The sequence below is a fragment of the Streptococcus sp. cx1 genome (assembly GCF_052384325.1).
Classification (GTDB): domain Bacteria; phylum Bacillota; class Bacilli; order Lactobacillales; family Streptococcaceae; genus Streptococcus; species Streptococcus salivarius_G.
In genome coordinates this window covers 69,482-94,195 of sequence record NZ_JBQSUN010000007.1, presented here as the reverse complement: position 1 = coordinate 94,195, position 24,714 = coordinate 69,482, and the positions used below count along the sequence as shown (strand labels likewise).

Here is a 24,714-nt window from a genome sequence, read left to right as displayed (position 1 = left end):
CTAAGCAAGAATTGCCATTCACTTAGTGCTAACAACCACTAATCCTTGCTATTATAACACAGAATGAAGCAACAATCAGACTCCTCCCCCGCTCCTATCTCCTCCAATGTCCTAAGTTTCAGACATAAGCACAAACACCACAGCAAAGACCCCTCCTTTATGGACCTATAAGTAAAAAAAGAGCCAAATCCTCTGATTTAGCTCTACATCTTTATTTAAAAATCAATTCCTGTTTGAAGAGGTAATCACCACTGCTTGTAATCAAATTGGCATCACTATACTTCCTAAGAATATCCTTGGCTGAGTGAAGGTTAAGACCTGAGGTCTTCTTCTGGTTTTCTTCCTGCATAATGGCATCAAGGTCAACTTTTTCTTCTCGCGTCCTATTTTCCATGACGAAATGGTAACTTCCATCCTCATCATGTCGATGAAAACTAAAATTGATTTGACTGGCAGGCACCTGCTTACTCTCATCAATCGCATTACTAAAGAAAATGGATACCAACAAGGTCAAGTCAACCACGTTCATGGTAAACCCTGAAATCTCCTCAGGAATATCACAAGTCACTGGAATATTACTACGTTTAGCCTCCATCATACGAGCCGAAAGAAGGCTACGTAAGGGTAAGGACTGAATATTTTCCAGCTTAGGATTATCAATGACACGGAAACGTTCAAACTCCTTGGCACTCTCTCTAAGGACATTCTGGTACACCTGTTCGGCAAGAGCCTCTTCCTGGTCTCGTACTTCCTCTGAAAATTGTTCCACAACCGTCTGATAAGACTGTCTGTATTGTAACAACTCATTGTAGAGAAGATCAATCTTTTGGTTGGCCTTGGTCAAACTATTCAAATGCCTCTTTTCCTCCATGGCCAAACTCTCTTCCAAATACTGCCGAGATAGTTGATTAAGATGGGCAATTAGAAAAATGAAAGCCACTGCAGACAAGAGAACCCAAAGCATCCGAAGTCTCAACTCCAACTCTGAAGAGTAGCCAGGGAACCAACTGTCTAAACTCACACTGAGATAGATTCCCAATAAATAAAGGGCCATTGCTATAGCAACTCTTCTAGAAATCTGGAGGTTCTGGAAAGAGTCATCGCTATAGACCTTCCAACGCTTCAAATCCAAGCCCAAGAAACGGTCAAATACAAAATAAAGTGGCAAAATCAAACCGTAAGATAAGAGATAGAAAAGGGCATTAGAACCTACCTCAGCGACAGGGAGATTTAAGAGAAGGGGAATAAAGAAGAGTCCCAATAAACGATAAAGTAAATCTGACGTCACCACTGGAAACAAGGTATGAAAAGCATACTGGGTCACCGACCAGGTCTTCCCTTTAGCAAGAAAGGCCAAAATCATCAGGATAAAGACATCAAAAACCATAATCATGTTAGTAATATTATACTGAATGACTACATCTAACAGGGCTAAGGTCAAGAAGACCGTCCAGGAGATACGAATGTCTGTCATTCGTTTGAAAATGGCACAATTTATCGTCAGAGTTAAAATAAGCTGAATGGCTAGAAAGGCATCTGTATCATAGAGATTTAAAAAATTTATTCCCAAAAACGATTCAAACATCGAATCTCCTTTCTATATATTTTTTTACAAGTCTTTAGTATTCAAATTGCTGTCTATAGATGAACTTATCATTCTTAAAGCTAAGTTTAGACTGAGGGTAACGCTCCATAATATCTTCGAGCTGCTCATTGATTGATAAGTGATTCTCATACGTCTCGTGGGGCGCCTCGGCACTATCTTGCGAAAGGGTTGTCTCTACAGAGAGGACCTGGACCTCACCTCTTTGGTAATAAGACAGACGAACTAAACTATTTTCTTGACCATGAGCTCTCAACAAGGCATTGTCCAAGAAGGTCGTTAGAACAGCTGATAAATCCACTACATCGATATGAACTGGGGATATAGGGTCTGGAACCTCCATGATAAAATCAATGCCAACAGCATGAAACTCCATATACTTACTCTCAATGACGGAACGTAACAATTGAGAAAGCAGGTTGGAAATATCTGGCATAACCTTGCTGAAGGGAACCTCTTCATCAGATAGGTTCTGAGTGTCTCCCTCTTGACTAGTAGCCAGAACGGTATTAGCCTTCTTAGGTACGACTACCTTAGGCACTCCATCACGGTATAGATCCTGATAGAGATGGAGGATATGCCTACTAGATTCCTGTAAGCTCTGGAAATGACGCTCCTGCTCCTCTTTCAACTCCAGAAAAAGTTCATCCTTAATCCACTGGTTAGCATAGGAAACAACGATGAAGAAGGCTCCTGTTGCTAATAGGACGATCAACTTGGCATAATTGTTAACCACTTCCACAGACCAGATGCTAGCAAAGTAAGGCATGAAATCATTTAGAAGCCCGTATGAAAGAAAGGCAAAGCTAACCCCAATAACAATAGGGGTAAAGTGTATACGTAAGCGCTCCTTTTCCTCGACCTGCAAATATTCATAACCAATAAAACGGTGAACCAAAAGGTAAAGAGGATAGGTAACTACCACACATATAAACTCCGTTAAAGATTCTGGAATACGGCTCATCAAGTCGGCTCCCAAAAGTAAAGGAAAGACGATTAATGACAAGCCTCGTATAATGATATTGGTTGTCCCCCAGGCATAAAAACTATTAAATACCGGCTCTATCCATGGCAAGTCTGGACGTTTGTAATAACTAAAACAAAATAAAATGAGAGGATTAAGTAAAAATTTGAATCCCATAGGAAGAAGGGGAGTCAAAACAACTGATAAAAGGCCACCTAATAAAAGTAGCCACCAAGAAATCTTGACCCTACCAGCTGCATGAAACATCAGATAATTGACAAAGAAAACCAAGAGCATGTCTATAGATACTAGCCAATGAAAATCTTTAAAAACAGCAAGTAGTGATTCAATAATAGAAGTCATTCTTTTCCCCCTCTCCCTTTAATCTGATTTAAGAAACTTCCTCAAAAATCCCCTAGGAAGCCCTTTTTACAACACTACTCATTATATAGCTTTTTGTAAGTTTTCACAATAATTAATTTTCTATTAAGGTCTACAATACCTCTAAGAATCCATTTATTTATAGAAGATAGACTTACTATTAAATTAAAGTTACAAATGTAACATAAAAAGTTGAGACAATTTTATCTCAACTTTTAGATTATAAAACTACTTTTTTGAGACTTACTTTTAAGCCTAAAGTCTAGTCAGCCTTGTAGTAGAATTGTTTGGCGTCAGATTGTGGTGATGCTGACTGGGTAATCAAAATACGATCTTTAGTATTATCCGAACCGTCCACAAATCCCTGCACTGTCGGAAGCGTGATTCCCTTAGGAATAAAGAGAATACCTGCTCCGGTAATTCCCATCCTTAAACTTGATGTGAGATAGCCATTCTCAAGTTTTCCATTTGTATTTTCAACAACATAATTCTCAGGAGCTGTTAAATTGTCCTTAGAAAAATTCAGACTTAAGCCATTCCCATTCTTCCAAGTCCCTTCTAGGCTTTGGAAGTTATTATCCTTGATAGCATTAACATCCATACCTGTTTGTTCGGTCTTGGTTTCCGTTTTTGATTCTGTTTTAGCCTCTGATGAGCTTGATGTTGACTCTGATGATTGTGAAGAACTTGAAGATTCTGAGCTTTCAGATGTGCTAGCACTAGAGTAATGCTTGAGCAACTCTTGGTAAGCCTCTTGCATGTCATCTGGTGCTACCTTATAGGTCTGAACAGCCTTCTTATCGTAATTGCCCTTCCAGTAGTTCGTCACATAATAAACGGTACCGTTGGAGCCTAGAACGATTTGGTAAGAATCCTTATCTTGGTCAACCAAATCCTTATAGAGCTTGTTGTAACCATTATAATTGCCACCAGTTTTATCATCAGCTGAAAAGTCCTTAAAGAGGGCTTTTTGTTCAGCAGCATCGTCTTCATACATAGCATGTTTCTTATCCTTCAAGGTATAAAGACGGAAGGATGATGTTGGGCTATAGTCTGCGGTCTTGCCACTATTCTCATTAATCCCTAAAGCAAAGGAATCAACCGTGTTTTTATAATCCTTGAAATCATAGTTTGAGACTTCCTTGCCATTGATGATACCACTCGGAACACCAGTAATATGTTCATAGCCATCCGCATTGATGAGATTAGCAAGGATGGTAATCGTTTGGCTGCTACCTTTTTCCTTAGGTGCCTTAAATGACAGGAAGGTTGGACTACCATCATTGACCTTGGTGATACTGTCAAAGCTGCTTTGAACTAAAACAGCATCCTTGGCATAATCAGACTGATAGAGCCATTTCCCAAAAGCTTCTGTGATAGACTTAATGTCCTCTGTTGAATAGTCTGCAATATAAGTGGTTTCCTTATCACCATTGACATCGGTCTTAGTCTTGATATCTGCATTTGGCTTATTTGGATCGTTAGAAGACGATTCTGAGCTTGCATCGCTACCAGAGGATGAACTACTTGATTCCAAAATATCCTTAATAATACTTTTAACTTGGCTACTTGAAGAACTAGACGAAGCCTCGCTAGACTCAATGACTTCAGAGCCTCCCTCAACCTGAGTATAGGTATCTGATTCAGTCATTTCAACCTTTGCATCTCCTCCAGGTACCATACTTGGTGTGATACGGATAGTACCGTCTGAGTTGCCGTTAGTTCCAGGCAACTTAAAGCTCAAAGAACGGTCTTCGCCGGCTTGGGCATTAGCCTGATAAGTATCCCCGGTCTCCGTATTTTTGACTTCGTATTTGTCTCCCTTGATCTTACGAACTTCAAAACGCACCTTGTTCCCGGTATTCTTATCGACAACGGTTGTGGCATAAACTCTTGAAGACGATGTAAAAGCCGTGCTCTGAGTGTATTTTCCAAGTACCATGAAGACCAAAAAGACAATCAAGGCTAAACCGATAAACTTTTTATGTTTAAACTGTTTCATGAGGTCCTCCTAGATAAATAGATAGCCAACAACATAGCCAAAGAGAGCAATACAAATCAAGAGCAAAATTTCCAAAACTAAAAACCAGCTAAACTTGAGATCACCCAAACCAACCTTAGACAAAACTTGTCTGAATTTAGAATTTTTCTGTCTGCTCAAGCCACTAGAAAGAGCAAAACCAGTCTTAGCAGCTTCTGCGACTTCCTTATCACTTGGCTTGCGACCATGCTGCACTTGGAAGTCAATCAGCCATTCATCATATTGTTGCATTTATTTCTCCTTCTTCTGAAGTGTGACGAAAAAGAGTAGGGCATAAACGAGGCAATGAAGCACCAAGGCCCACCATTGTCCCCAGAATTCGCCTGTAGACCCTTGAAAGGCCTCCAACTGGCTCTTAGGGACTGGGACTCCGTACTTAGCCAAGCTCGATGGCAAGTCTGACAAGTCACTAGAAATCCCAAAAAGCTTGTGGCCATAACCAAGATAGATAAATTTTTGTACCCAATCAATGGCTTTGGGCAAAGACAGGATAGTTCCCGACAATGAAAATTGCATGATACCCACAACGACTGCTAGGATAACAGAGGTAATCTCAGATTTGCCAACCAAGGCTGAGATAAAGAGGGCAATAAAATGCGACGCCAAGAAAACCAGGAGCACTGTAATCCCAACTTCCCAACGGTAGGAACCAAAAATATGACCAGCATCTGGAAATTCCTTGTCAAAGAACTTACTAAAGACAGAGTAAGATAGGATAAAGACAATGGTTTCCAAAACGGCAAAGAAGGCGTGAATCCCCATACTAGCCAAGGCGAAGGCTGAACGACTCAAACCTGAGAAAAAGTCACGGTTGAGGACCGAGCGTTCCTTAGAAATATAAATACTGTTTTGAACCACAATCAAGAGACTGGTTGAGAAAAGCAAGAGAAAGAGGGTCATTCGAGTTGTTTCGAAATCTTTCAAAAATCCCTTGTCTTGGATATAGAGAATTAAGCCTTCAAAAGCGACAATGCCCAGAAGAACCTTCACAAAATCCATGTAGTGGTGTTTAAATTTATACCAACTTAATCGTAATGCTGCGTTCATAAATCTCCCTAAATCTTGTAAATACGTGTTGAAGCATTGAGCTCTTGGTAGACATCTGCGATATTCATATCCATATATTTACGAATCATATAAGGATCGCTAGTCTTGTATTCCAAAAGCAACTCTTCATAGGTTCCTGCAAATGTCGGACGTCCCTTAGACAAGAAGATGATCTTGTCAAAAATAGCCAAATTTTCTGTATTGTGAGTAATAACCACAATAGACTTGTTAGCTGATTTAGCCAAGATTTTCAAGGTACGTAAGAGATTACGATCACTAAGGGCATCCAAACCTGAAGACGGCTCGTCAAGGATAAAGTAGGGACTAGGGCTAAGAAGCTCAATACCAATAGAGACACGGCGTTTTTGCCCACCAGAAAGCTCTGAGATCTTCTTATTAGCAAATTCCGTCAAGCCTAAATCATCCATGATGCCTGCAATGCGATGCTTTTTAGTCAGCTTACCACTCCCTTTCAGATGGTGGTCCGCATAAAAATCAAAGGTCTCAGATACCTTGAGGTACTCACGTAGGAGATTTTGTTGGGGCACATAGGACCAAGAGCGTGAGCCAGCAGTCACAGGTTTGCCATTTTCTAAAATACGAAATTGTTGGCAAGTCGGTTTAAGCTGGCCTAGGAGAATCTCTGTTAAAGTTGTTTTCCCTGAACCAGAAGCACCCAAGATACCGACAACTTGGCCAGTCTCCATAGTAACATCCAAATCTGTAAAGAGCTGGTTATCATTTCCCTTATATTTGAAACAGATATGTTCAAATGTTAATTGATTGGTTTCCATTAATATCTCCTAAGACATAAGTAACATCAAAGCCACAATTAGAATGGCCCCGATAATAAGAACGATGACATTGATATTGAAGAAGAGAATCAAGCTTAGTAGAACCACAAAGGCGAAGGCTGCAAAGAGGTAATTTTTAAGAGGTGACTCTTTAGTCTGAGTCACCGCAACAGGTTCAAAAGGGATTTCCTTTTTACCTGATACATTGCTAGTATCAGTGGTCGTCCCCTTCTCAACTTCCAAGGCCTTTCTCTGAGCCTGTCTGAGTTTTCGGTCATATTGTAACTTCTCATGGTCTGAGAAAAAGATTGAGCGAATCGTGTAGAGCTCACTGCGCAAACGCTCACCTTCTTTATCCAAGGTACCATTTGTCCAGAGCTCCTCCAGCTCCTCACGTAAAAAGGAAAGGGCCACGAAACAATCTTGAGCCGACATCTCTGGAGAGATGCGGTTACTGACCTCTCTTAAATAGGGTACTTCCTGTCCTGTCTCGGTGTCAATTGCTTTGTAATAGTCTATCATGAGATGAATTTAGCAAAAATAGCTTGAAGTTCTGACAAGTCTTCCTTAACCACTTCTTGGGTTTGGTTGACTTGTGCATTGACTGAAAAGCGTGCCACAACAGTATTGCTTCGAGGATCCGATACTGTCACGGTAACAATTTGTTCTGAGTCAAAGGCATAGGTGACTTGTGCCAAGAGCTCGCCTTTCTGACGAGGTTGTGGCACTTGCCCTTCCACTTGTCCCAAGATCTTCACAGCAAATGGATTTTCATAATTTCCTTCTGTGATACGAAGTTTAAACTTACTCTGTCCATCCACGACCGCAAAGAGATCCTTGGTAACAGCCAAAGGCAAGACCGAGTTACGTGGAACCACAACGCTATTATAGTAGTCACCCACAAAGCTGTAGTTTTTGTTTGGATTTTTCTTGAAGAGCAGACCGATTCCCTGAGAGGTCACATCCTTAACAACTACTCTATCTGTCTCAGTTGTCTTACCATCCTGGTGTTCAGAGAAGCTAACCTCATTATTGACGATAAGGTCAGCCAAAATAGAAGCCCCTTGTGCCACGATAGTGTCTGGATTAAGGTCAAACTTAGGCTCCAATCCACTCATCAAACGAATCATTTGACGAATCATTGGCATACGTGTTGACCCACCCACAAGGAGAATATGGTCAATCTCTTCCCATTTTAAGCCAGATGCTTGAAGAGTAGATTGCACCTTGATTTCAGTATCTTTGAGAAGGTCCAAGGTAATTTCATTGAAAATCGCTTGAGTAATCAAGACACCGTAACCTTGACCATTGACATAGTGCTCATAGAGAGCTTGGTCATTCACAGATAGACTAGTCTTAATCTGCTCGGCCTTATATTGAAGTTGAATTTTTTCCTTCTCGGAAAGGTTAGTCATATTGACCCCTTGTTTTTCCAACTCCTGCATGATGTAGCCCACAAGACGCTTATCAAAGTCAATCCCACCAAGACGTGAATTCCCATCAGTTGCCAAAATATCATAGGCATGATCAGCCACGCGCATGATGGTAACGTCAAAAGTTCCTCCACCAAGGTCGAAGACCAAGACATTTCCTTGAGCATTTTTAGTGTGGGCATAGGCAATGGCCGCAGCTGTAGGCTCATTGATAATACGCAAGACATTAAATCCTGCAATACGACCAGCATTCTTAGTTGCCGCACGTTGATCTGACGTAAAGTAGGCAGGCACTGTGATAACAGCATCCTTGATACCATCTGCTTGACCCATCTCCTGACCAACGACATAGGCACGCTTACGGAATTCGTTCAAAACCAAGGCCGAAAGAATAATAGAATTGACACGTGTGTGGTCTGGTGTATCACTAGCAATTGGACGCCCAATATCACGTTTAAAATCAAATTTAAAGTTTTCTGTACTTCCGATTTCTGTTCCACGTTCAATGGCTTCCTTACCAAAAGACACATGGTTTTGTCCACTAATATTTGAGAAATAAACCGCTGAACGTAAGACCTGATCGTCATTCGTCCCCATCGGAATAATCTCTGGCACATCTTCACGAACAACAGCCATAACGGAATTCGTTGTTCCTAAATCAATACCAATCGCTTTTTTTCTCATAACAATTTCCCTTCTAGCCTCATTTTGAGTTTACTTGACTATCGCTCCAAGCAGGCATCTGCTTAGATTGTCTCCATTCATCGCTGTCACATAAAACTCCAAAAGAGTAAAGTTATTCCAGTCTAGTTTTTTTCACTATACTATATTATCACAAAAAAAGAGACTATAAAATAGGAAAAAAGGGAGTAGGACCGAACAACTTTTTAAAAATTGTTCCTTGTCCCACTCCCTTGAGTGTCAATCAATTTGATAGACTGGATGAACTTATAGATACAGAAGATATTATCTCCCTAATTGTCATATTTATAGCAACTTCTCTCCTAACTCAATCAATCGTATTCTCACCAACATAGATGATTTCTAAATTACCCAAAGAGACATCACCTTTGATGTAGAAGTCCTTGCTAGTCAAGTTGCTAGGATTTTCCTCATGCTGTACAGCTGAAAGCGAATTATCCACATTCACATGTACTCGCCAATCACTGGGCACATAGAGGCTAAGACTTCCAAGAGAAACGTCCACATCAAACTGGGCTGATGGCCCCTCAATACGGCAATTATCAAAATAAACGGAAGCCTGTCCTAAACTAACATCTGCACTCCCATGCGTAAATTGCTTGTCATTGAGATATTTGGTCACTGCTGAAAAAGTGACATCAATATCATTTCCACCATTATTAGCGTCTGAGCCAGTAGCACCCAAGCCAAAACGATTCTTTGTTTTACTCGAAGAATGGAAGAGAATGTTCAAGCCAATAACTGCAAGAATGGAAGAAAGGATAACGACCGAATTAGATACTGGAAGAAAATGGAACTGTCCATTGAGTGAAAAAAGAGCCACAATACCATAGGCGAAACCAAGACCAAAATGTCGCTTCAAAAGACTAGAAAGGGATAAGATAGCCAGTAAGACCACCCAGGCCAACATCCAAATACTAATTTCCCATTTTATAAAGTAGTCCTGTACAATTACCAAAGCTGCCAAAAGGATCAAGAGGACCCCAATTAATTTCTTTCTCATTATCTTACCTCATTTCGTTTAGTCGTTCTTTTAAAACTTGATAGTAACGTCTTGATACATGGACCTGCTTATGGGTCTGATAGAAATTCACCGTACTGGTCCCTGAAAAAGACTTCTCCAAAGAATAAATCTGTTTAGCATTAACAATCGTCGATTTGGAAATCCGACAAAAGGCAATCGGAAGCAAGTCTTCCAATTCGTAGAGCTTTTGCTTTACCTCATAGGCCTCATCCTTAGTATGACCATAAATTTTCTCCCCGTCTGTTTCAAAAAAGAGAATATCTGCCAAATCCAGAAAATATTCACTGCGATCCTTGTAAAAGGCTAAAGGAACTAACTTTTGCTTTAGAATAGACTCTTGGAGCTGGGCTAATTCCTGTGTTAACCGAGGAGCTCGAATCAAGATTTCAGGCTCATCCATGGATGGGTCTAATTCGATTCTAACTTTCATAAGACTCCTTTCCTGTCCTTTTGATGGTTCCATTATAACAACTGATTTACACAAAACAAGGCCTTTTAGGTAAGTGGCACAGTTTAGCCCCTAAGAGGTAAAAACAGACAAACAAAAGAACCTGGCTGTTGCCAAGTTCTCATTTTTAGTGTGGAGGACTCCCCTCCCATTTGTAATCTGTTCAATGCTGACTAACTGGGCAAGCAACTACTACTTCACAGTATTTTCACGACTCACTTTTTGTGATTCACCAGCCTTACCATTGATACGGTAGTCGCTGTAGTTAGAACCACTACTGCTAGAGTCGCTATCGTCACCAACATATTCCACATTACATGACCAAGAGATTTTATCCTTGATATCTCCTGATGACTTGAATTTCGAATCATAACCATAATAGAAATCATAAACTGCTGTGAAGGTCACCTTGAAGGTCTTCTCACCAGTCTGAACGACTTCTGTGACGTCAACGTCTGAGAAAGAAATACTATCAGCAGCACGGTTTTTAGCACCCGTAGTATTTCTATCAATATCAGCCGTTACATCCTTGTACATGGTATCATCAGTACCATTAAGGAATATGTCGGATACACCATCTGGTGTCGTGTTGTGATTAGAAGCGTAGCTACCAAATTTACCGTAGGCAGCAGTCAAGAGACGATCTGCCGTATCACGATCAAGAACACCATCAGCATCTAGAGTAACCGTTTGACCTTCGGAGATTTTCTTAATTGACAATGTCTCTGTTTTGATAGAGCTGCCATCTTCGAAATTCTTCTTAACATAAACGGCTGATGATCCAGCTACTGCTACCTTGTTAACATCTAGTTTCCCTGAGTTAAGGGTTCCAATCTTAGTACCACCAACGTAGAGGTCTCCATCCTTAAGATTAGACTTAACAGTAAAGCTGAGATACTCTACAGAAAGATTGACTTCTGTTTTAGAGGTCACATTTTCCTCAGATGAGACCGTAATATCTTGATCATTGACCTTACCAGAAGCCACAAAATTGTAGGTTCCTGGATAGAGATGATTCAATTTAGCCGTGTAGTTATTGCCATCTGTGGTCGCGTAAGAAACCCCGTTAATAGTCACATTCAAATCAGCTGTATTAACGGTCAAATCAACTGTTCCAGGATCTACCACGATTCGCCACTTAGGAAAAATAAGGAACTGACGTCCAACCTTTTGCATACGTTCGCCAGACATGAGTTGGCTCTTGCTATAGGCTTGTGTACTTTTAGTGTCTGTGTACTTGACTTCGGATGTTTTAATCTCTTTTTTAGTATCAGACCATACTTGGTACTCCAAGCTATCTTTAAAGCTCTTCTTGGCTGCTGCTTCATAACGTTCTGCTACTTGACCACGTGAGTAGTAATAAGAACCAAAGCCGTAACCAGCAAGTGCTAAGACTGCTGCAACAACACCAACAATAATCAGGATTTTCTTTCCTTTAGTCATAGCTGGCTTGGCTGGTTTCGCAGCCTTACCATCTGAGATAAATTGATGGATGGTTGACACATCATAACCTGAAGACTTACCAAGTAGGAATTCCTCAGGAAGAGGTTGACGCCCAACATAGGTTTTAAAAGCCTTCATCCAGATAGCTTGTGCTTCTTTAGAAGCGGCTTCGGAATTTTCTTCAGCTTGACCTTGATCAGCTTGAGATACTGGTGCAAGCTCCTCTGTTTCTAAAGGAGTCGTTTCCTCTTCGTCACCAAGCGGTACATCTTCAAATACTTCCTCGGCAACGTCATACTCATCAACTTCTTCTGTTGATTCAGAAGGAGTGGCTTCTTGGTCCAAGCCCATTGCCGCAATGCCTTTAATAGCCTTTAAGTCAAAGTCTGCTTTCTGGCCTTCTTCAATCTCCAAAGCATGGGGCGGACGACCAACTGCCTTTTCAAATAAATCAATCCACTTTTCTTTTGTTGCCATAAAGACTCCTATAAACTTACTTTTTCAAAAAATTCTAGAGGTTTACTTAGATTAGAATAGAAGCCCCACCATAAATGATGACATAATAGTAAATACGATTGCAAACAAGATTGACAAAATTACACCATTCAAAAGTGCTGCCAAGATCATTTGATAGAACTTATCAGCCTTCCACGCTGTTGTTACAGGAACAATTGTAAAGAGGTTTGCAAGTGCAAATAAGAAGTAAACAACATAGAACAAGAAAAGTGGGAAGCCAACAAGTCCAATAGCTCCGAACAAGATTGTTACGAGCAAGATTGGCAAGGCCAATGATGTCAAGCGACCAAAACGGTCAAAGCTATTCAAGAAAGTAGTCTCAGGATCACGGAAGATGGCCTTACGTGTTACAAATCCTGCCAAGATAAAGGCAAAGATAAAGAGGAAGGCAGCTAGGATACTTGCAAAGAAAGCTCCAAAACCAATGCTTGATGTATGGCTTGAAACTGAAGATGAGTAAGCATCTGTTCCATAAGAACCAAAAAGGTTACTCAATGCGTTTGTTGTTGATACAATTGAACTAACCACTTTACGTGCCACAGCGCTCAAGATTGCAAAGAAGGCAAGTCCAGTAAAGAGTGACAAGAAAATATAGTTAAGCCAACCATTATGCTTACCATAATCTGTCATGTCAGCTGGACGACGCCATGCATTAAGCAACCATGTCCAGTAGTTTTTGAAAGTTATCGCAAATGCTGATGGTTGGGCTGGAACAACTACAGCTTGACCATTGATAAATTGAACGTTTTGACCTGGTTGAAGAGGTTGACCGTTAGCAAAAGCTGCTTGTTGACCAGCTTGAGCATTCGCAAAACCAGCTTGTGGTTGCGCTGCTTGATTTGGCACTCCTTGTACTGGAGCAGTTTGAGCGCCTGCAAAGGTTGGTTGAGGTTGTGCTGCCTGAGCATTTGTAAAAGGAGCTTGCGCTTGTGCGTCTTGTGCACTCGCAAAAGTCGGCTGTGGTTGCGCTTCTTGGGCACCAGCGAAAGTTGGCTGTGGTTGCGCCTCTTGGGCTGGTGTTTCTTGAACATTAGCGAAAGCTGGTTGAACTGGTGCTTCTTGTACTGGAGCAGTTTCTACTGCTGGGGCGTCATCTTGGAACTCACCAGCTGCAAGTGCTGCTGCAATTTCTTCTTCAGTCGCTGAACGACCATTGATGGCTTCAAAAAAGTCTAACCAATCTGCTTTAGTCATAATAATCTCCTTAAAAATACATAGAATGTCTTTATTTTATCACAAATAAAGACATTAATAAATGTCATTTTTATTAGAAAAAGGCTTGGAGCAAACTGTCCAAACCTTTATATCTTCTTACTTATTTCTTTGTAGAGATTTTTGAATCTGACGATCCAGCTCTCGTTTAATGTGTGGTTCTGGTGCAAATCGCGCTTCCCAATCACTTGGTTTAAGAATTTTGTGAGTCACAGGATCAAAGTGAGCCTTTCCATCTGGGAAAATTTTCCCCATATTAGCCTCATGAACCGTATCAAAGAAAGGCTTAGGATCCACCCCCATAAGGACAAATGAACCATAGGTCAAGTAAAGCAAGTCAGTCAAAGCATCCACCTGACCAACCATCGTTGACTCTGAGTGCTCTTTAGAACTAACTTTGAGGGCCGCCTTATCAAGAGCAGCATGCAAATCCAGAACAGCCTGACCAAAGACACGCTTGTCCCCACCTGATGAAGCATAAAGAAATTCGACGATTTCTTCCAACTTGAAGTCCGCACGGTGACTAGCTTCCTCAATACCGTAAACACGAGGCATGTCGTTAGTTGAGCCATCCATCAAATGGTGGAAATCCTTAACCTTGTTGAAGTTGTCATCATCACTGGTAAATGAATTTTCTGTCTCAAAATGAATCAAACCGTAGTGTGACAAGGCTTTGGCAATCCCATTCTGGTTATTAGTATCAGTGACATGGGTAGCCTGGTCTTTCAGCTCGTCTTCACCATTACCCATGGCAACACCAATGCCGACGCCAGACAGCATTTCTAGGTCATTTTCCGAATCCCCAAAGGCCATAACCTCACTGAGTTCGAAACCAAAAACCTCACCTAGATGAGCGATACCTTTTAACTTAGATTGGTCCGCTGAAATAATATCGGCTGAATAAGGACTTGAACGGGTAATCTTCACATGAGGAAACTTTTCTTCAATATCTTGTGTTTCCCCCACCGTCGCTACCATAACCACCTGATAAATAGGCTCACGCATGATAGTCTTAAGAGTCTCAATACTTTGTGGCTTGAAACGACGAATCAAAGACTTGAAACTACGTTCCACCATCTTAGCCCAGGACTTAGGGACAATACGGCTGACGATTTGTCCAAACTTACTCGTTCCCATACTAATAATATTGGAACCAACAAGACCTGTGCTAGTCCCTAGAGAAATCTCTCTACGGTGCTTGGTGGCATAGCGAATCAAGTTGTAGACTGTTGATTTAGGGAGCTGATTTTGATACAGGACCTTGTCATGAGTCAAAATATATTGACCATTATAAGTGACTGCAAAATCCAGACCCAGATTGTCCATGAAAGGCTGAACAAATCCTGGACCACGACCTGTTGCCAAACCAACCAAGATACCATCTTCCTTCATTTGACTGATAGCTTTTTTGGTTGAACTTGACACACGTTTTCGGTCATTTAGAAAAGTCCCATCAATATCAAAAAAGACTGCTTTAATGGCCACAGAGCTCCCCTCCTTCTAACATATTATGCTAAAATAAATTATAACATATAATATAATGGTGAGTAATATAAATGACAAAAAAAATCCTAGTCCTTCACACTGGAGGAACAATTTCCATGTCAGCGGATAATGATGGCAAGGTCAGTCAAAACGCTGATAATCCCATGAACCATGTGGGGCTTGATTTAGACAATTTAGAACTAACCGTTCTCGATTTTCTTAATATCCCTAGCCCACATATCACACCCTACCACATGCTGGATATTTACAAAAAAATCAAGGAAACAGCTGGGCAATATGATGGTGTGGTCATCACCCACGGAACAGATACTCTGGAAGAGACAGCCTACTTCCTAGACACCATGGCCGTCCCTGAGATTCCAATCGTCCTAACTGGTGCCATGCGTTCGTCGAACGAACTAGGAAGCGACGGAGTCTATAACTATCTCTCAGCCCTACGTGTTGCTAGCGACGACAAGGCCGCTGACAAAGGAATCCTGGTCGTTATGAATGATGAAATCCATGCAGCCAAGTATGTGACTAAGACCCATACCACAAACGTGGCAACCTTCCACACACCAACCCACGGTCCACTAGGAATCATCATGAAGCATGACATCCTCTGGTTCAAAACTGCAGAGCCTCGGGTTCGTTTTGACTTGGAACAAATCACAGGAACAGTACCAATCATCAAGGCCTATGCTGGGATGGGTATCGGAGATGGAATCATCAGTCTCCTAGACCCTGAAAAGATTGATGGCGTGGTTATCGAGGCACTAGGTGCTGGAAACCTCCCACCATTGGCTGCAAGAGAAATCACAAATCTTATGGAAAAAGGAGTCCCTGTTGTGCTCGTTTCCCGCTGCTTCAACGGTATCGCCGAACCTGTCTACGCCTATGAAGGCGGGGGAGTCAAACTCCAAGAAGCTGGCGTTATGTTTGTTAAAGAACTCAACGCACCAAAGGCTCGCCTCAAACTCCTCATCGCACTCAGTGCGGGACTCAAAGACCAAGAATTGAAAGACTATATCGAGGGATAAGACATGAAACTTAGTATTGAAGCAACCGATAAATTGGAAAATAAAGATTTCCACTATGAGCTGACAGTCTCAAAAACACATATCGCCATGGTCTGTGGCACCGTGCTAGTCAGTCTAGCCCTGGTCGCATGGTTGAAGAAAAAATAAAAAGCTTGAAGCATGATCACTAGAGAAGTGACTACTGCTTCAGGCTTTTAATTTTCTTCATCTGATCTATATTCAAGAATATCTCCTGGTTGGCAATCTAACTCCTTACAAATAGCATCCAGAGTCGTAAAACGGATTGCCTTGGCCTTGCCGGTCTTTAGAACCGAGAGATTGGCTGGGGTAATACCAATACGTTCTGCCAACTCACCCGAGCGCATCTTCTTCTTGGCAAGTTCAACGTCCAAATTGACAATAATCATATGCCCCTCCTAAATCGTGTACTCATTTTCCTCAGCAATGGCATTAGCCTTAGTCAAAATCATAGCAACAGCATAGAGGACAAAGCTAACTAGCAAATAACTGATGTTAAAGAAACTATAACTATGGCTGCCTGTTCCAAATGTAAAGATACCATTATTGATAAAAGCCCCAAGAACTAGCAAATGCGCTGACCAACGAACCAACTTAGCATTTTTAGCAATGAAAATATCAGAACGATAAAGATTAATCAAAAAGGCACGTAGACACAACAAGAATCCTATGTTGACTACCATACGAAGGAAATCAATGGTTGCTGCAAAAAGCGTCAGACTAGTGCTACTACTTTTCACGGTAACCCCCGAACCAAGAAGCATACGCAAACCTTGTTGTAAGAGTCCTTCATGACCCGTCAGGATAAAGGCATCATTAAGAATGGTAATAACAAGACTTAAAAAGCCCGCAAAAAGGAGGACATTAACAAACAGGAGAATACTACGTAGACGTTTCTGTTCTTGCGTTTCCTGACGATTTTTAGCACTTTTGGCTGATCTCCAACCATAATAACTAGAGCCAGCCAAGGCTAGGATGATTAAAAAATAAAATAAGATAGTTGTCATGTGTTACCTCGATTGTAAATTCATTTGATTTCTTTGAGCATAGACTAGAAAAAGCCAAGGTGCCTCTAGGAGCCCTTGACCTCATACAAATCATTAGCTAACTATTAACAGTATCAATTATATCGAATATCAATATAAAATACTAGTTTATAGGTAAGATTTTACTACTTTTCAAATAAGATTCCTTCAATTATTTGACAGCTGTTTGTCCCTTACGAAGACAGACAGCATCACAAGCTAGAGAGACCAAGAGGAGCCAGACTGATGTGCTGAAGTCCACTACAAGGTGATTAGTCGTTCCCAACTGTAAGAAGATATTCAAGGCTGATGGCACAAAGGTTAGAAGAGCAGCCTTTTTCAAGAAGAGAGAAAAATCTTCTGTCCAAAATGCCTTCCAAGTAAAGTCTTTAAACTCTTTACGAAGGAGACAAATCAAGGCAAGATAGAAGGCAAATTGTAACTCTGATACAAGCCAGTAACCCCATCCAGAAAGGTAATGAACCTCAGCACCTGGAAAAAGATTAGTCACATCCACAAAAGGAAGGATAAGTAAAGCAAGCATTGCAAGACCGTAGATTGCCATAAGAAGAATAAGAACTGCGTTGATGATTGATTTAAGTGTTTTCATGATAAGTATTTCCTTTATTAAATAGTTTTTAGTATATAATTTCTCTTTTTCGCGAATAAGATTATCTTTATCGAAAACTTATTATCGTTTATCGATAATTATATATTACACTCTTTATTTCTCCTTGTCAACACATTTTATCGTTTTTCGATATTTTTTATCTAAATTTCAAAAAATCAGTCAAGAAAATCTCAACTGGTTAGCTTACTTATGTTAATCGCCTAGACTGGTCATGCTTCCGTCTAGACTTTTTATGAGTTTAAGAAGAGGGATTCTACGTTATGAAAAAAAGGAAAAAGGGATTTTGGAAAATGAGGGATGAAAGTTGTAGAATATGGGTAAATTTAGCCTCTTCCTAGCATCAATATTAGTTTTGATAAACCTTAAAGTCTTGAGGATTCTTCTGGAAATTTCGGTTGTAGGTTACTTTAATTTTTACTGTCATTGTTTTGTCCTCCTTCGTAGGAATGGTTTGGCTAAGCCAAAACGTTTTATTATCAAAACCTATCTCGTTTTGATGGTTTTATTATAGGTGTCCTAACTTAAAGAAAGCTTGTAATAAGCTTGAAGGAGACTTAAAACTCTCAGTGAGTTTACTGAGAGTTTTTCTGTCTAAAGCATAGATAAAATAATTCCCAAGACCAGAGCCACCCAAACGGCATAGCGAATTGTCGCATGATAGCGGTAACTTTCAATAACCTTGGGTAGCTTTGTAAAGAGATAGGCAATGTAGGCAACTATGGAAAGAAAATACCCTTTAAAATTCCAGGACGAGCTTAAGATACTAAAATCTTCGAATAGGGGCACAAGCATCAGTACAGCCGTAAGCATACACCAGACCGGTAAAAGCGTCCTTTCCTTTTGATGCTGTATATGGATAATCAGCTGAGCTATAAAACCCGCGACGTACATAATCAGTAATACCGAACAAACTAGAGAGATAAGAAGTGAATAAAGATATAGGGTATGAAAGTCCGTCTTTCCTTCTATCAGCTTTGCCAATTCGGTAATAAACCAAATCAAGATGAAGGCGAAAAAATAAAACAGGAGACCTAACATCATAAGAAATAAGGGATGCAAGATAGCAAAAAAATCGATTTTTAACCGTTTCTTTTTCATGGCTTTCCTCCTCAATCAAACTCGCCTTGGCTTCTCAAATGAGCTCCAAGCACCTGCCAATCAGCATTCTCACGCCAGTTAGGGTCAGATACAATTTGGCTGGCCACGCGCCTTGCTTCTTCTAAAATATTATAGTCTTCCACAATATCAGCCACTTGAAATTCAGGAATTCCTGACTGACGTGTTCCAAAGATTTCTCCTGAACCACGCATTTTTAGGTCCTCTTCTGCTAGAACAAAACCATCCGTAGTCTCACACATGGCCTGCATGCGTTTTTTTCCAGTATCATTTTTAGGATTGGCCACCAAGACACAGTAGGACTGCTTATGGCCACGACCTACACGTCCTCGAAGTTGGTGAAGCTGGCTAAGTCCAAAGCGGTCGGCATCCATAATGATCATGACTGTAGCATTTGGCACGTTAACCCCTACTTCGATAACTGTGGTTGATACTAAAATCTGAGACTTTCTTTCCTTGAAGTCCTGCATAATTTGGTCTTTTTCATCATTTTTCATGCGACCGTGCATCAGAGCCACTGTAGCTAAATCCCCAAAAAAATCTGTGAGTTCCTGATGAAGGGCCACCGCATTTTTCAAATCGAGAGCCTCGGACTCTTCAATCAAAGGTGAGATAAAATAGACCTGAGCATCTTTTTCCAACTCACCCTTGATCCAAGTCAGTACGGTATCTAGTTGCTCATGTTTAACCCAACGGGTAATAATGGGCTTACGCCCAGCCGGCATCTGGTCAATGATTGACACATCCATCTCTCCAAAGGCAGTAATCGCCAAGGTCCTAGGGATAGGTGTCGCTGTCATCATGAGGACATCAGGATTATCACCTTTCTCACGGAAAATACGACGTTGATTAACCCCAAAACGGTGTTGCTCATCAGTAATTACTAGGCCAAGCCTGTGATAAGTCACAGCATCCTGAATCAGTGAGTGAGTCCCCACGATCATCTGAGCCTCCCCAGATTCGATTTTGGAAAGAGCTACTTTTTTGTCCGCTGCCTTCATCCCAGAAGTTAGGAGCACTACCTCTAGCTCAGGAAAAAGCCCCTGCAAACTCTGATAATGCTGCTCTGCTAAGATTTCCGTCGGTACCATGAGAGCAGACTGCAATCTTGCCGTATAGGCCCCATACATAGCCAGGCTAGCGATAACTGTTTTCCCTGAGCCCACATCTCCTTGCAAAAGACGGTTCATATGAGCTCCAGATTTCATATCAGCTAGGATTTCCGATAAACTGCGCTGTTGGGCTTCTGTCAAGGGGAATGGTAATTCTGCAATTTTGGCTTTGATTTTGGCCTCATCGTAAGCAATTGCTATACCATTGGTTTCGGACTTATTCTCAGCCTTCAGCACCTGTAAGTTCATCTGGAAATAAAAGAGCTCCTCAAACTTGGTCCTACGTAGAGCCTGCTTATATTCAGCCAAATCTTTCGGAAAATGCATGGCACGCACAGCCTCTTGGCGTCCCATAAGACGATACTTGTCCATAAGCACCTGTGGGAGACTCTCCTCCAATAAATTCAAGGCCCCACTATCAAAAGCTGCCTTTATTGCCTTTATCAGCTGGGCCTGACTAACGCCTTGGGCCACATGGTAAACTGGCTGCATATCGTCCTCAACTTGAGCCAACACTTTCATACCAGTCACTGCAGACTTCTTCTGGTCCCATTTGCCAAAAATAGCCACTTCTGCCCCCATCTCAATCTTGTCCACAAGATAAGGCTGGTTGAAGAAACTAATGGCAATCACTGCTTCTCCTTGCTTGATTTTAAAACTCAGACGATTACGTTTAAAGCCATAATATTGCACATTGGCAGGTGTCACCACCGTTCCCGTAATAACAGCCTTTTCGCCATCCATCAGTTCAAAGATAGACTTACTCTTAAAATCTTCATATCGGAAAGGAAAATAAAGCAAGAGGTCCCCAACCGTGTGCAAATCTAATTTGGTAAATTTTTCAGCGGACTTAGGACCAAAACCTTTCAAATCCGCAATTGGTGAATCTAGTCGAATCATATCCTCTATCATTTCTATCGTGTTCTTCTCCTCGTGAAAGAGGAAGCCTTATCAGCTATTATAACACATGAAAATGGTCTTCACTAAAATCAAAAAATCCAGTATCAAACTGGATTTCTCTTTTTATTTATATTAATCATAGCTACGAGGTACACGATCACTAAGCAAACAAAGAACTTCGTAGTTGATAGTACCACGTTTTTCAGCCACCTCTGTCGCAGTGATGCTTGCTCCTCCATTTTCACCCATAAGAGTAACAGGAGTTCCTAGGGGATAAACCTTAGGAAGGCGAACAGTGATTTGGTCCATAGACACACGCCCAACAATAGGACAAAGCTGTCCATCCACAATAACGTGGAAACCTTGTAAATCTCTGGTCCAACCATCCGCATAGCCAATCGGAATGGTTCCAATAACCTCATCAGCTGTCGTCGTATAGGTTGCACCATAACCCACATCTTGACCTGCTGGCAAGGTCTTAACATGAACAAGTGCTGTCTCCAAACTTAAAGCAGGACGAATGTTATATGGAAGGTCTAAAACACTGCCACTAGGATTGAGACCATAGATGACGACACCCAGACGTACCGCATTAAAGACTGTTTCTGCATGCCAGATGCTTGTCGCAGAGTTGCTAGCGTGTACCAAGCGAGGACGGTCCACCAAGTTATTAACCAAATCCGTGAAGAAGGCCAATTGACGCTTGAATTTACTATCATCTGCCTCATCAGCCGTTGCAAAATGAGTAAAAATACCTTCGACATTCGCACCAAGTGATTTCAGACCAGCAATCAAGCTATCCGCATCCCCTTGGCTACGCACCCCAATACGACCCATACCTGAATCAACCTTAATATGACAGGTTAAACCAGTCAAATCAAGCCCTTGATTCTTAGTCATTTCCAACCACTCTAGCGAAGCTACCGTCAGCGTGATGTTTTCTTGAATAGCCAAAGGAACCTCGTCTGGCAAGACTACTCCTAAAATAAGTATCGGTTGTTCTAAGCCAGCTTGACGAAGTTCAAGCGCCTCGTCTAGGTTGGAAACACAAAAACCATCCACCTGCTTAGATACATGCTTGGCCACTTCGACAGCGCCATGACCATAAGCATTGGCCTTAACAACTGCAAAAGTCTGCACCTGTTTAGGGATGTGACTAACCACTTGTTCAATATTTTCTGAAATTGCTGATAGATCAACCTTTGCCAAGGTTGGTCGATGTAAACTTGAAATCATAAGCTATCCTCTTCCAACATCTATCTCTTAGTTTTTTTCTAAAATGACACTTGCCTGAACAAAATCACCGCTATGGGAAATCGAGATGAAGACATTGCCTTCAAAAGGCGACTGGGTCACCACTGGAGCTCCCTTGTCATTGGTCAAAATTTCAATATCCTTAAACCCGACTGCTCCAATACCTGTACCCCAGGCCTTTGAAAATGCTTCCTTACCAGCCCAGCGACCTGCTAAATAGGACATCTGACGATTGCCAGAAAGGGATTCAAAACGCTCCCACTCTTTTGGTGTCAATACCTTTTTTGCAAAGCGTGGATTGCGGTCATAAGCCTTTTTAACAGCTGAAATTTCCTGCAAGTCTATACCATGTCCAAAAATCATAATTGTTACGAAAGTTGATTGTGGATTTCACGAATAAGGCTATCAGTCTTATCCCAACCAAGACAAGGATCTGTGATTGATTTACCATAAACTTCAGGTGTGTCTTGACGACCATCCTCAAGGTAAGACTCAATCATAAAGCCACGCACGGTATCCGCGATACGCTCATTCCACTCACGGTTAAGAAGGACTTCACGCACAATACGAACTTGCTCCATGAAGTTTTTACCTGAGTTGTCATGGTTAGTATCAACAAGGATAAATGGATTTTCCAGATTAAGTGCACTATACTTGTCCAATGCCTTAACCAAGTCCTCGTAATGGTAGTTAACAATATTTTGCCCACTTTCATTGTTGGCACCACGCAGGATAACGTGAGCGAGTGGGTTACCATCTGTTTTAACTTCAGCACCATTGTAAAGGAAATGCTGTTGGTTCTGCGCAGCATAGATACCATTAAACATGACATTCAAATTCCCTGACGTTGGGTTCTTCAAGCCAATTGGCACATCAATACCTGAAGCTACAAAGCGGTGTTCTTGGTCCTCGACAGAACGTGCTCCAACAGCGTGATAGCTAAGCAGATCATCAAAGAAGGAAAGATTTGACGGATAAAGCATCTCGTCAGCGATTGGAAGGCCTGTTTCAGTAATAATACGTGACTGAAGGTGGCGAACCGCCTTAACCCCAGCAAGAAGGTCTACATCACCCTCTGCATCTGGCTGGTGGATAAGCCCCTTATAACCGTCCCCATTAGTACGTGGTTTAGCTGTATAAACACGCATAACAATAAAGATTTTGTCCTTCACTTCTTCCTGAAGTTTGGCCAAACGGTGAGCATAGTCAAGAACGGCTTCTTCATTATCAGATGAACATGGACCAATAACCAAGAGAATACGTTTGTCCTCACCCTTGATAATTTTTGCCAAGGCCTCATCATTAGCCTGTTTAGTTACTAGTGCGTCTCCCGTAAGAGCATGCAATTTCCTTACTTCCGCTACATCAATCAGCGGACTATTTTGATGAATTCCCATCTATTTCCCTCTCTTTGTGAAAAGAGAGCGAACCGCTTGGTCATCCAAACGGTTCACTCCCCATATATGGTTTCTGTTACCTTATTATTTTGACAAAGTATCGTGGATTTCACGAATCAATTCTTCTGTCTTATCCCAACCAAGACATGGGTCAGTGATTGATTTACCATAGACATCTGGTGCATCTTGACGACCATCTTCAAGGTAAGATTCAATCATGAAACCACGTGCAACTTTGTTGATTTTTTCATTCCAGTCACGGTTAATCAAGGTTTGGCGAACGATACGGATTTGTTCTAAGTAACGTTTACCTGAGTTATCATGGTTTGTATCAATAACGATGAATGGATTCTCAAGGCCCATTTGTTCATAGTGTTCAATTGTTTCAAGCACATCATCATAGTAGAAGTTAGGTACGTTTTTACCATATTCATTCGTTGAACCACGAAGAATAACGTGTGCCAATGGGTTCCCTGGAGTTTCAACTTCTTCACCGTTAAAGAGGAAGTTTTGTTTGTTTTGTGCGGCGTAGATACCATTAAACATCACGTTAAGGTTCCCTGATGTTGGATTCTTCATACCAGTTGGAACATCAATACCTGACGCAACAAAACGGTGTTGTTGGTCTTCTACAGAACGTGCACCAACGGCAATGTATGACACAAGGTCATCTACCAAAGGAAGATTTTCTGGGTAAAGCATTTCATCAGCAGTTGTGATACCAGTTTCAGTGATAACACGGTAGTGAAGGTTACGCACAGCCTTGATACCGTTAATTAGGTTTGGTTTCCCTTCAGCATCAGGTTGGTGTACAAGTCCTTTATAACCATCACCATTTGTACGAGGTTTAGCTGTATAGACACGCATAACCATAAAGACTTTATCTTTAACTTCTTCTTGAAGTTTAGCCAAACGGTGAGCATAATCAAGAACTGCATCCTCATTGTCAGATGAACATGGACCAATAACCAATAGCGTACGGTCATCTTCACCCTTGATGATTGCTTCAAGCTCTTTATCACGAGCTTGTTTCTTGGCAAGGGCTTCACCTGTCAATGTAGTTGATTCTTTAACTGCATCAAAAACAATTTTTTCACTTACTGCTTTAAAAACCATAATAATTACCTA

The 24,714-nt window shown here is 41.3% G+C and carries 24 protein-coding genes; 2 read left to right on the top strand and 22 right to left on the bottom strand.

The genetic code is table 11. The features are described from left to right. Window positions 1-211 precede the first annotated feature (211 nt). The 13 genes from ACT170_RS09555 to ACT170_RS09495 all read right to left on the bottom strand — a co-directional run bounded on the left by ACT170_RS09555 (window position 212) and on the right by ACT170_RS09495 (window position 15,093). Window positions 212-1,585 carry a GHKL domain-containing protein gene (locus ACT170_RS09555; protein WP_444818253.1) on the bottom strand — a complete coding sequence of 458 codons (1,374 nt, stop codon included), beginning with the start codon at window positions 1,583-1,585 and terminating at the stop codon, window positions 212-214. 34 nt (window positions 1,586-1,619) lie between these two features. Beyond that, window positions 1,620-2,930 carry a sensor histidine kinase gene (locus tag ACT170_RS09550; protein ID WP_129852062.1) on the bottom strand — a complete coding sequence of 437 codons (1,311 nt, stop codon included), beginning with the start codon at window positions 2,928-2,930 and terminating at the stop codon, window positions 1,620-1,622. Window positions 2,931-3,210: 280 nt separating this feature from the next. Then, window positions 3,211-4,950 (bottom strand): DUF6287 domain-containing protein, encoded by a 1,740-nt coding sequence (locus ACT170_RS09545; protein WP_444818252.1) that lies wholly within the window; start codon window positions 4,948-4,950, stop codon window positions 3,211-3,213. 9 nt (window positions 4,951-4,959) lie between these two features. Beyond that, window positions 4,960-5,220 (bottom strand): hypothetical protein, encoded by a 261-nt coding sequence (locus ACT170_RS09540; protein WP_002884593.1) that lies wholly within the window; start codon window positions 5,218-5,220, stop codon window positions 4,960-4,962. Continuing rightward, on the bottom strand, window positions 5,221-6,036 hold the full coding sequence (locus ACT170_RS09535; protein WP_004183421.1) for an ABC transporter permease: 816 nt from the start codon (window positions 6,034-6,036) through the stop codon (window positions 5,221-5,223). It abuts the gene before it with no gap. Between the two features lie 8 nt (window positions 6,037-6,044). Further along, window positions 6,045-6,830 carry an ATP-binding cassette domain-containing protein gene (locus tag ACT170_RS09530; RefSeq protein ID WP_002891779.1) on the bottom strand — a complete coding sequence of 262 codons (786 nt, stop codon included), beginning with the start codon at window positions 6,828-6,830 and terminating at the stop codon, window positions 6,045-6,047. 9 nt (window positions 6,831-6,839) lie between these two features. After that, the gene (locus tag ACT170_RS09525) at window positions 6,840-7,352 is read right to left on the bottom strand and encodes a hypothetical protein (protein ID WP_201059647.1); all 513 of its coding nucleotides are present in this window, start codon (window positions 7,350-7,352) and stop codon (window positions 6,840-6,842) included. Continuing rightward, window positions 7,349-8,947, bottom strand: coding sequence for an Hsp70 family protein (locus tag ACT170_RS09520; protein ID WP_022495864.1), 1,599 nt, complete (start codon window positions 8,945-8,947; stop codon window positions 7,349-7,351). The genes ACT170_RS09525 and ACT170_RS09520 overlap by 4 nt, the downstream gene beginning before the upstream one ends. A gap of 325 nt (window positions 8,948-9,272) precedes the next feature. After that, window positions 9,273-9,968, bottom strand: a complete 696-nt coding sequence (locus ACT170_RS09515; RefSeq protein WP_444818251.1) for a hypothetical protein — start codon at window positions 9,966-9,968, stop codon at window positions 9,273-9,275. A gap of 4 nt (window positions 9,969-9,972) precedes the next feature. Then, complete coding sequence (locus ACT170_RS09510) at window positions 9,973-10,419, bottom strand: LytTR family DNA-binding domain-containing protein (protein WP_060971681.1); 447 nt, start codon at window positions 10,417-10,419, stop codon at window positions 9,973-9,975. 210 nt (window positions 10,420-10,629) lie between these two features. Beyond that, complete coding sequence (locus tag ACT170_RS09505) at window positions 10,630-12,357, bottom strand: zinc ribbon domain-containing protein (protein WP_444818250.1); 1,728 nt, start codon at window positions 12,355-12,357, stop codon at window positions 10,630-10,632. Window positions 12,358-12,408: 51 nt separating this feature from the next. Further along, the gene (locus ACT170_RS09500; protein WP_444818249.1) at window positions 12,409-13,590 is read right to left on the bottom strand and encodes a DUF6574 domain-containing protein; all 1,182 of its coding nucleotides are present in this window, start codon (window positions 13,588-13,590) and stop codon (window positions 12,409-12,411) included. Between the two features lie 117 nt (window positions 13,591-13,707). Beyond that, entirely contained in the window at window positions 13,708-15,093 is a 1,386-nt protein-coding gene (locus tag ACT170_RS09495; RefSeq protein WP_048790091.1) for a Cof-type HAD-IIB family hydrolase, read from the bottom strand. Between the two features lie 71 nt (window positions 15,094-15,164). Between ACT170_RS09495 and ACT170_RS09490 the strand changes: the two genes are divergently transcribed. Then, on the top strand, window positions 15,165-16,133 hold the full coding sequence (locus ACT170_RS09490; RefSeq protein WP_037602584.1) for an asparaginase: 969 nt from the start codon (window positions 15,165-15,167) through the stop codon (window positions 16,131-16,133). A gap of 3 nt (window positions 16,134-16,136) precedes the next feature. Further along, complete coding sequence (locus ACT170_RS09485) at window positions 16,137-16,280, top strand: hypothetical protein (RefSeq protein ID WP_002884712.1); 144 nt, start codon at window positions 16,137-16,139, stop codon at window positions 16,278-16,280. A gap of 47 nt (window positions 16,281-16,327) precedes the next feature. Here the strand turns inward: ACT170_RS09485 and ACT170_RS09480 are convergent, their stop codons facing one another. The 9 genes from ACT170_RS09480 to ACT170_RS09440 form a co-directional block, all read right to left on the bottom strand. Beyond that, window positions 16,328-16,540, bottom strand: a complete 213-nt coding sequence (locus ACT170_RS09480) for a helix-turn-helix domain-containing protein (RefSeq protein ID WP_022496194.1) — start codon at window positions 16,538-16,540, stop codon at window positions 16,328-16,330. A gap of 9 nt (window positions 16,541-16,549) precedes the next feature. Continuing rightward, window positions 16,550-17,158, bottom strand: a complete 609-nt coding sequence (locus ACT170_RS09475; RefSeq protein ID WP_048790092.1) for a DUF2975 domain-containing protein — start codon at window positions 17,156-17,158, stop codon at window positions 16,550-16,552. 190 nt (window positions 17,159-17,348) lie between these two features. Beyond that, window positions 17,349-17,786, bottom strand: a complete 438-nt coding sequence (locus tag ACT170_RS09470; protein ID WP_014635028.1) for a hypothetical protein — start codon at window positions 17,784-17,786, stop codon at window positions 17,349-17,351. A gap of 612 nt (window positions 17,787-18,398) precedes the next feature. Continuing rightward, window positions 18,399-18,905, bottom strand: coding sequence for a hypothetical protein (locus ACT170_RS09465; RefSeq protein WP_014635029.1), 507 nt, complete (start codon window positions 18,903-18,905; stop codon window positions 18,399-18,401). 11 nt (window positions 18,906-18,916) lie between these two features. Continuing rightward, entirely contained in the window at window positions 18,917-20,947 is a 2,031-nt protein-coding gene (gene recG, locus ACT170_RS09460; protein WP_275043116.1) for an ATP-dependent DNA helicase RecG, read from the bottom strand. 120 nt (window positions 20,948-21,067) lie between these two features. Then, a complete protein-coding gene (gene alr / locus ACT170_RS09455; protein ID WP_048790094.1) occupies window positions 21,068-22,171 on the bottom strand; it encodes an alanine racemase in 1,104 nt (367 codons plus the stop codon). A 27-nt stretch (window positions 22,172-22,198) separates the two neighbouring features. After that, window positions 22,199-22,552 carry a holo-ACP synthase gene (gene acpS / locus ACT170_RS09450; RefSeq protein ID WP_014632616.1) on the bottom strand — a complete coding sequence of 118 codons (354 nt, stop codon included), beginning with the start codon at window positions 22,550-22,552 and terminating at the stop codon, window positions 22,199-22,201. A gap of 5 nt (window positions 22,553-22,557) precedes the next feature. After that, the gene (locus ACT170_RS09445; protein WP_444818248.1) at window positions 22,558-23,586 is read right to left on the bottom strand and encodes a 3-deoxy-7-phosphoheptulonate synthase; all 1,029 of its coding nucleotides are present in this window, start codon (window positions 23,584-23,586) and stop codon (window positions 22,558-22,560) included. An 84-nt stretch (window positions 23,587-23,670) separates the two neighbouring features. Further along, a complete protein-coding gene (locus ACT170_RS09440) occupies window positions 23,671-24,702 on the bottom strand; it encodes a 3-deoxy-7-phosphoheptulonate synthase (protein WP_444818247.1) in 1,032 nt (343 codons plus the stop codon). Between the last annotated feature and the right edge of the window lie 12 nt (window positions 24,703-24,714).